Source organism: Massilia genomosp. 1 (assembly GCF_011682185.1).
GTDB classification, from domain to species: domain Bacteria; phylum Pseudomonadota; class Gammaproteobacteria; order Burkholderiales; family Burkholderiaceae_D; genus Telluria_A; species Telluria_A rubra.
Map to the genome: position 1 here is coordinate 24,368 of NZ_WHJF01000083.1, position 7,049 is coordinate 31,416.

The 7,049-nt window shown below is 65.9% G+C and carries 9 protein-coding genes; 4 read left to right on the plus strand and 5 right to left on the minus strand.

Going from position 1 to position 7,049, the window contains the following annotated elements; translation table 11 throughout:
* Window positions 1-3: 3 nt before the first annotated feature.
* Window positions 4-1,122 carry an acyl-CoA dehydrogenase family protein gene (locus F1735_RS24635; RefSeq protein WP_167239381.1) on the minus strand — a complete coding sequence of 373 codons (1,119 nt, stop codon included), beginning with the start codon at window positions 1,120-1,122 and terminating at the stop codon, window positions 4-6.
* A gap of 401 nt (window positions 1,123-1,523) precedes the next feature.
* Between F1735_RS24635 and F1735_RS36755 the strand changes: the two genes are divergently transcribed.
* The 4 genes from F1735_RS36755 to F1735_RS24655 are packed head-to-tail and all read left to right on the plus strand — an operon-like array spanning window position 1,524 to window position 3,323.
* Complete coding sequence (locus tag F1735_RS36755) at window positions 1,524-1,820, plus strand: ArsR/SmtB family transcription factor (protein WP_229505939.1); 297 nt, start codon at window positions 1,524-1,526, stop codon at window positions 1,818-1,820.
* 9 nt (window positions 1,821-1,829) lie between these two features.
* Window positions 1,830-2,087, plus strand: a complete 258-nt coding sequence (locus tag F1735_RS24645) for a hypothetical protein (protein WP_167239383.1) — start codon at window positions 1,830-1,832, stop codon at window positions 2,085-2,087.
* A 55-nt stretch (window positions 2,088-2,142) separates the two neighbouring features.
* On the plus strand, window positions 2,143-2,886 hold the full coding sequence (locus tag F1735_RS24650) for a DUF4386 domain-containing protein (RefSeq protein ID WP_167239384.1): 744 nt from the start codon (window positions 2,143-2,145) through the stop codon (window positions 2,884-2,886).
* Window positions 2,883-3,323 carry a hypothetical protein gene (locus F1735_RS24655; protein WP_167239385.1) on the plus strand — a complete coding sequence of 147 codons (441 nt, stop codon included), beginning with the start codon at window positions 2,883-2,885 and terminating at the stop codon, window positions 3,321-3,323. The genes F1735_RS24650 and F1735_RS24655 overlap by 4 nt, the downstream gene beginning before the upstream one ends.
* Here the strand turns inward: F1735_RS24655 and F1735_RS24660 are convergent.
* The 4 genes from F1735_RS24660 to F1735_RS24675 all read right to left on the minus strand — a co-directional run bounded on the left by F1735_RS24660 (window position 3,295) and on the right by F1735_RS24675 (window position 6,842).
* A complete protein-coding gene (locus tag F1735_RS24660) occupies window positions 3,295-4,188 on the minus strand; it encodes a calcium-binding protein (protein WP_167239386.1) in 894 nt (297 codons plus the stop codon). The genes F1735_RS24655 and F1735_RS24660 overlap by 29 nt on opposite strands.
* A gap of 192 nt (window positions 4,189-4,380) precedes the next feature.
* Entirely contained in the window at window positions 4,381-4,755 is a 375-nt protein-coding gene (locus F1735_RS24665; RefSeq protein ID WP_167239387.1) for a YajD family HNH nuclease, read from the minus strand.
* A 72-nt stretch (window positions 4,756-4,827) separates the two neighbouring features.
* Window positions 4,828-5,829, minus strand: coding sequence for a YwqG family protein (locus F1735_RS24670; RefSeq protein ID WP_167239388.1), 1,002 nt, complete (start codon window positions 5,827-5,829; stop codon window positions 4,828-4,830).
* Window positions 5,829-6,842: a YwqG family protein gene (locus tag F1735_RS24675; protein WP_167239389.1), complete on the minus strand. Its 1,014-nt coding sequence runs from the start codon at window positions 6,840-6,842 to the stop codon at window positions 5,829-5,831. Before F1735_RS24675 ends, F1735_RS24670 begins: the two co-directional genes overlap by 1 nt.
* Between the last annotated feature and the right edge of the window lie 207 nt (window positions 6,843-7,049).

Genomic DNA, 7,049 nt, shown 5'->3' on the forward strand with positions numbered 1-7,049 from the left:
TCCTTAACCGAACACCGGCATGCCGCAAACGGCCTTGCCGATAAAGTCGAACAGCACGTCGGAGGTCGGCGCCATGACCGAGGCGGCGCGCGCGTCGCGGAAGTAGCGCTCGATGCCGACATCCTTGCGGAAGGCCGCGCCGCCGCACACGCGCATGGCGGTGTCGGTCACTTCCAGCGCCGCTTCGGCCGCTGCCGCTTTGACCTGCATCACGCGCAGCATGGCGTCCGGACGGCTGGCGGCCAGCGCGGCGAGCGTATCGTCGCGCAGGGTGCGCACCATGTCGGCGCTGATGCGGGCGCGCGCCAGGTAGGCGCGGATGGTCGGCAGTTCCGACAAGGCGCTGCCCAGGTGTTCGAGCTTGCTGCCGGCCGCGTGTACGCACGCCGCTTCCAGCACGGCCTCCATCTGCCCAAGCGAGGACGAGGCGATCAGGGTCGAGAACACCGGCAGCACCGCGCCGATCATGATGTCGAAGCCGCCGCCATCCACGCCGAGCATGGCCGCCGGGGTGACGTACACGCCGCTGGCGCTGAGCGGCGAGGAACGGTTGCCGCGCAAGCCCATGCCGTCGAACGCTTTCGGTTCGGAGAGGCCGGCGCTCTTGCTGTCGACCAGCCACAGGGTGCTGGCGCCTTCCTTGGCCACCGGCGCGGTCGACCAGACGTAGGAATCGGCTTCGCCGGCGGCGGTGACCATCGACTTGCTGCCGTCGATGACGATGCCATCGCCTTCCTGGCGCGCAGTGCCGACCGGCGCCCAGAAGTGGCTGCGCGAGCCGTTGTCGGACCAGGCCAGGGTGCTCAGGTGGCGCCCGCAAGCGACCTCGCGGCGCACCTTTTCAGCGGCGAATTTTTCCAGCACGGTGGCCGCGCACAGGTGCATGCAGACGATCATCGCGGTCGATGGGCAGGCCTTGGCCAGGCGCTCGATCAGTTGCGCGGCTTCCGGCAAACCGAGGCCCATGCCGCCCACGTCCTTGCTGCTGACAAGGCCGAGCAGGCCGGCCTGGCCCAGCGCATCGATGGCGGCGCGCGGAAAGCGGGCCTCGCGGTCGGTATCGGCGGCGGCTGGCAGCACGATGGTGCTGACGATGGTGTCGAGTGTGTGAAGATAAGTCATGGCATCCCTGTAAAAATGGCGGATAGGTGCCACCAGCAAGTCGCAGACACGGGCAAGGCAGGGCCGCTCCCGCGATGGGAATCGGCCGGCGGGGCGCACCTCGACAAGTTCTGCTCGACCTGCCCGGCGGCAGCGCTTGGAAACGGTACTTTGCGGAGTTTGCTTGTCGCACCAGCCACACGCGGGCCGTCGGACCCGGTCCAGCGTTCCATGGAAGCTGGCAGCGGCGTTACGGCAGGCTGGTTCGATACAAACACAACAATCGTGGCGAGTTTATCAGACTCGCCCGACTGGCGGCAGGGTCATTTCCACCTCCCCCGGAAAATCCGCTTGACCCGCTGTCATGTGTCAGATATTGTTTGCAGGTGAAAGAAAATATACAAACAATCGACGGAGACCAGTTGCTGGCGATCCTGTCGGCCCTGGCCAATCCGCACCGGCTGCGCATCATTGCAGCCCTGTCAGCGGGCGGACGCAATTACGTCAGCCAGCTTGCGCGCGACCTTGGCATCAGCCGGCCCTTGCTGCACCTGCATCTGCAAAAACTCGAACACGCCGGCCTTGTGACCAGCCGCCTCGAACTGTCGCACGACGGCAAAGCGCTTAACTACTTCGAAGCGGCCAGCTTCGCCGTGGCGCTCACGCCCGGGGTGATCGCCGAGGCAGCCAGGTCGCTTACCATCAACCCTGAAAAATAGAGCCCAATTATGTCCGAACACGTCTTTTTGATCACCATCGGGCTGCCGCTCGTGACTGTCCTGCTCATTTTCGGCATGAAGTACTTGGCCGCGATCGTCCAGGCCAGGGCGCGCCTGGCCAGCGACGAAGCCTACCGCCAGCTGGCCGCGCAAGCCGCGGCGGCCCAGGCCGAAACATCCGCCGCGCTGGGCGCGATCAACGCCCATATGACGGAAGTAAGAACGCGCGTGGCCGCCGTCGAGAAAATGCTGCGCGACGTCGAGTAAGCCCGCACTGCCCTTGCCGCGCCAATCGATGTTTGCACCTCACCAGGAGAACACCATGCCGTACCAGCAGTCGATTGAACCCGGCGGCAAGGAGGCGCAGCGCACCGCGCGCATCGCCGGCGCGCTGTACCTCGTCATCATCGTCATCGGGCTGCTGGGCGAGACACTGATCCGCAACAGCCTGCTCGTTTCCGGCAACGCCGCCGAAACCGCCCGCCGCATCCTCGCCTCCGAATGGCTGTGGCGCGTCGGCGTGGCCGGCCAGCTCTTGCTGCTGCTGTGCGCGGTCGGGCTGTCGCTGGCCTGGTACGTGCTGCTGCGGCCCGTACACAAGCACCTGACCCTGCTGGCCATGTTCTTCGCGCTGGTGTCGCTGGCGGTCGAAAGCGTCAGCGCCCTGCAACTGCAAGGCGCGCTCGCGCCGCTGCTGGCCGCCGGGCATCTCGGCATCGAACCGGGGCAGGCGCAGGCCATGGCCTACCTGGCCATCGTCGGCCATGCGCATGCGTTCGCGGTGGCGCTGATGTTCTTCGGGGTCGAGTGCGTCATCGTCGGCCACCTGCTGCGCAGGTCCGGCTATTTTCCGGCGCCGCTCGGGATGCTGATGCAGCTCGCCGGCCTGTGCTACCTGCTCAACACCTTCATCATGGTGCTCTCGCCCGCCCTGCATGAAGCGGTTTTTCCGGCGATCCTGGCGCCGTCGTTTATCGGCGAAAGCGCATTCTGCCTGTACCTGCTGTTCAAGGGCATCAACATCCCGGCTTGGGATCAACTGACTATTGAAGGAGTCGCATCATGAACCAGATCAGCACAGTAAGACTGTCCCTGTTACGCGCCATGTACCTGCTGCTGGTGGTGGGACTGGGCCTGAGCATGTGGCCGATGATCATCGCGCCGCCCGGCGTGACGGCCAACGCCGGCACCGTGGTGCGCTCGCTGCTCGGCGCCTTGTGCCTGCTGTCGGTGCTGGGATTGCGCCATCCGCTGCGCATGCTGCCGCTGCTGCTCTTCGAGCTGGCCTGGAAGATCATCTGGGTCCTTGCCTTCGCCGTGCCGATGTGGATGGGACCGGGCCTCGACGCGTATGCCGCCGACACCCTGTTCGCCTGCGCGATCGGCATCGTGCTGGTGCCGCTGGTGCTGCCGTGGCGGCACATCGCGCGCCAATACTGGCGCGCGCCCGGCACCCCGTGGACCGTGCCGGCGGCTACAACAGCAGGCCCAGGCCCGCGCTGAAGCCGAAACTGTCGGCCCACGCAGCGGCGCTGGCGCCGGTGATCCCGATGCCGGCTGCGTTGCTGGCATAGACCACCGCCAGTTCGCCGCCGGCCGGGGCCGCGCCGTCCATATCGGGCTGGCCGAGCCGCGCGCCCTGCTGCCCGTTGACGCCGGCGATCAGCGCCAGCAGGTCGTAGAGCTGGACACCGCCCTCCCCGATCACTTGCACGCTGAGCGCTTCGGGCGCGGGATTGTCGTACCAGCCGCGCAGCGCCATGCCTTCGGCGGCGCCGGTATGCACGACCAGGTCGCCGCCATCCCTGCTGACGAACACATTCGCCGCGACGATGCCCAGGCCGAGCGAGATGGTGGCCGGGCCGCGCGCGCACAACACGACGGTGTCGAAGCCGTCGCCGGCGTTGAAGGCGAGCGTGAAGTCGGCGCCCCAGGCGGTGATGGTGTCGTCGCCGGCGCCGCCGATGTACAGGCTGCGGCCCGCGCCTTCGATGATGTCGGCGCCGGCGCCGCCGTCGAACAGATTATTGCCGCGCACATCCTGCAGGATATCGTCGCCTTCGAGCCCGAACAGCAGGTCGGCGCCTTCGCGCCCGTGCAGGATGTCGGCGTCGTCGCTACCGCTCAGCACCGCCTCGCGCGCGCTGTCGTCGGCTACGTCGTACGGCAACGCGAACCAGTAAGGCGTGCCGCCATCGTCGCCGCTCAGGATCATCGCTTCGATGTCATGTAGCGGGAGCGCGGGCGCCCAGGCGGCCATGGCGGCGGCCAGGGCGGCGCTCGCATCCGGGTCGAGCCAGAGGAGCAGCGCGTCCGGTTCAGCGGCGAACAAGGTGTCGGACAGGCTCACTGCGATGTCGGTCGTCATAAGGTCTCCAGGAAAAGCGGCGGTGGATGCCGGGTTGGCATCCACCTACTTTATATTTACCAGTGGAAACTTTATGAGGACAGCGCAGGAGATGCGCGCGCTCTTATTGACTTACGGCAAGCAACCGCGTTTGCGCCGCCAGGCGCTGCGCCGCCATGCCGGCATGCGCAGGCGCGGCCTTGCCGCCTGCACTCAGTCTTTTTTCTTCATCAGCCCGGCCAGCGCCGCGAACGGGTTGTGGGTGGCGGGCGCCACCTCGGCCGACAGCAAGCCGGCGCCACGGTCCGCTTCCAGGTAGCGCGAGTGCTCGTTGTCGTGGCAGTACAGGCACAACAGCTCCCAGTTGCTGCCGTCGGGCGGATTGTTGTCGTGGTTGTGGTCGCGGTGGTGTACGGTCAGCTGCGACACGTTGGCGTTGGTGAACTCGCGCATGCAGCGCCCGCAAGTCCACGGGTACATCTTGAGCGAGCGCGCCCGGTAACCGCTTTCGCGTGTTTCGGCCGCCTTGCGCGCCTCGGCCACGATTTTATCGAGGCGGGCGGCGTCGGGTTTTTTGCCAGGGATCATGGTGGTGCGCTTTCAATTCGTGTCTGTAAGGCGAAGGATACAGGATCGTCAAGGGCGCGGCCAGCGAGGCGCTCAGTAGCTGTCGACGTAGTACAGGACCCTGGAAAAATCGCGCCGTTCAAGGTCGTTGCGGCGAATGTAGAAGGCGCCCATGCCCATGTCGCCCCACATCATGCGCAAGCCCTTGTCCGCTTCGCTGCCATGCAATTCGAGCAGCACGATCCAGTCGTCGTCCGGCCACGAGGCGCGCGGATCGTCCTGGGCCGGGTTGCTGTAGCCGCCCACCTGGGCCACAACCTCCTTGTTGGCATAGTGCGCGTACTCGACCAACAAGTCTTCGCCCACCCCGCCGAACTGCCGGAAAAATGCGTTGCGCGGCTTGCCCAGGTAACGCTGGAAGCGATAATCGTCGACCGACACCGGCGCGGTGTCGCGCTTGAACACCAGCCCCGCCGTGCCGCCGAACGGCAGCGCGTCGGTCGGCGCGGCGGGCGGGCGCGCCAGTTTTTGCGGATGCTGTTCGACCCGCGGGTGGTACACCACCCGGAAGTAGTGCTGCGCGGACAGCAACGCAAGATAGCGCTGCTCGTCGAAGGGAGTGGGAAAATCCGGCGCGGAGCCGTAACTATGCGCGCTCGATTCGCCGCCTGCGATGAAAAATTGCAGCATGCCGGTCGCGGGATAGCCGTCCAGGGCCGGCATCTCCGCAAAATTGAGCTGTGCCAGCAAGGCCAGCGGAACGCCATCGGGGTCGCGCGGATAGGCCTGTCCCTTGGGCAGGTAGGCGGGTCCACCGAGCCTGCTGTTCCACGGCGCCAGGTGCTGCGCTGCTTTCAGCGTTATGTCGATGTAGGCAAGCCGGGAGGCGTCGATCTTGTCGGTGTAGGGCGCCAGCTCCGGCGGCAGCGCACCGTAGCTGACCCGGCGCGCCTTGTCGCGCACCGGCGCCGATGCGGGTTCGGGTTCGGGTGCAGGCTCGGGATTGTGCGGCGAGCAGGCCCCAAGCGCCAGTGCCGCCGCCAGCCACACGCAGGCGCCGCGTGCTCGATGACGATGCGGGTCCGCGTGCGTCATCAGAGGTTGTCCCACGAGTAGACCACGTTGGAGAAATCGCGCCGCGCCAGGTCCTGGCGGCGAATGTAGAACACGGCCATGCCGCTATCGCCCCATTCGCTGTAGAAGCCGCCCTTGACGCCGCCGCCTTGCAGCTCGAACAGCACCAGCCAGTCGCCGTCGGGCTGCGCAGTGCGCACGTCGGTCTGGGTGGGCTTGCTGTACCCGCCCAGCTTGGCGATGGTGTATTTCTGCGAAAACGTCTCGTAGTTTTCGGAAACGGCATCCTGTTTCGCGCCAAACTGCTTGAACAGCTCCCAGGGCGGCTGGCCCAGGATGCGCGCGAAGCGGTAGTCCTGCACCGACACCGGTTCGGTGCGGATCCCGAAAGTGAGCGCGGAAGTGCCCGCCATCGGCAGATTGTCGCTGGCGATGACGGTCGTCGGCTGGAGTTTCTTGACGTCGCGAGCGACTGTGGGGTGATACAGCACGCGGAACCAGCGCTGCCTGGCGAGCGAGAGGAATGCGCGTTCGGCATTGTACGGCTTGGTGCTCTCGCTCGATGCGCCGTAAAAATGCCCCTTCGATTTACTGCCGGAAATATAGAACTGCAGCATGCCGCCTGCGGGATAGCCCTCCAGCGCCGGCATCTCGGAAAAATTGAATTGCGCCAGCAAGGTCAGCGGGACGCCATCGGGTCCGGCGGGATATTCCTGTCCCTTGGGCAGGTAAGCCGCGCCACCCAGGCTGCTGTTCCACGGCGCCAGCTTGTGCGGCTGGTGCAAGTCGATGTGGATATACGGCAGCCGCGAACGGTCGATGGCCTCGGCATAGCGCGCCAGCTCGGGCGGCAGCTGGCCGTAGACGACGGGAGGCAATTTCTGTTGCGCCGGCGCGCCCTTGGCGGGCGCCGGCGCCGGTTGTTCTGGCGCGCAGGCCGCGAGCGCCAGGGCTGCAAGCATCAGGGCCGCCACCGGCAGCCAGCGCGCGCAGCAGGGCCGGCAGTGAATATCGTTCAGGTCACAGGATGGCAATCGGGTTCCAGTATGGTCAAGGTGTTTGCGCTGACAGAATGCCACGTTTGTGGCGGCGGGGAGAAATAATTTCATTCTTTTAGCCTGAATGTTGCACAAACCACCGCCGCAGCGCCGCTTTTCCGATGCAGGACCTTTTCAACTTGAATCGGAATGTCGCGGGCGATAGCGTCCCTACCCAATTGAACGGGACAGTCAATGAAGCGG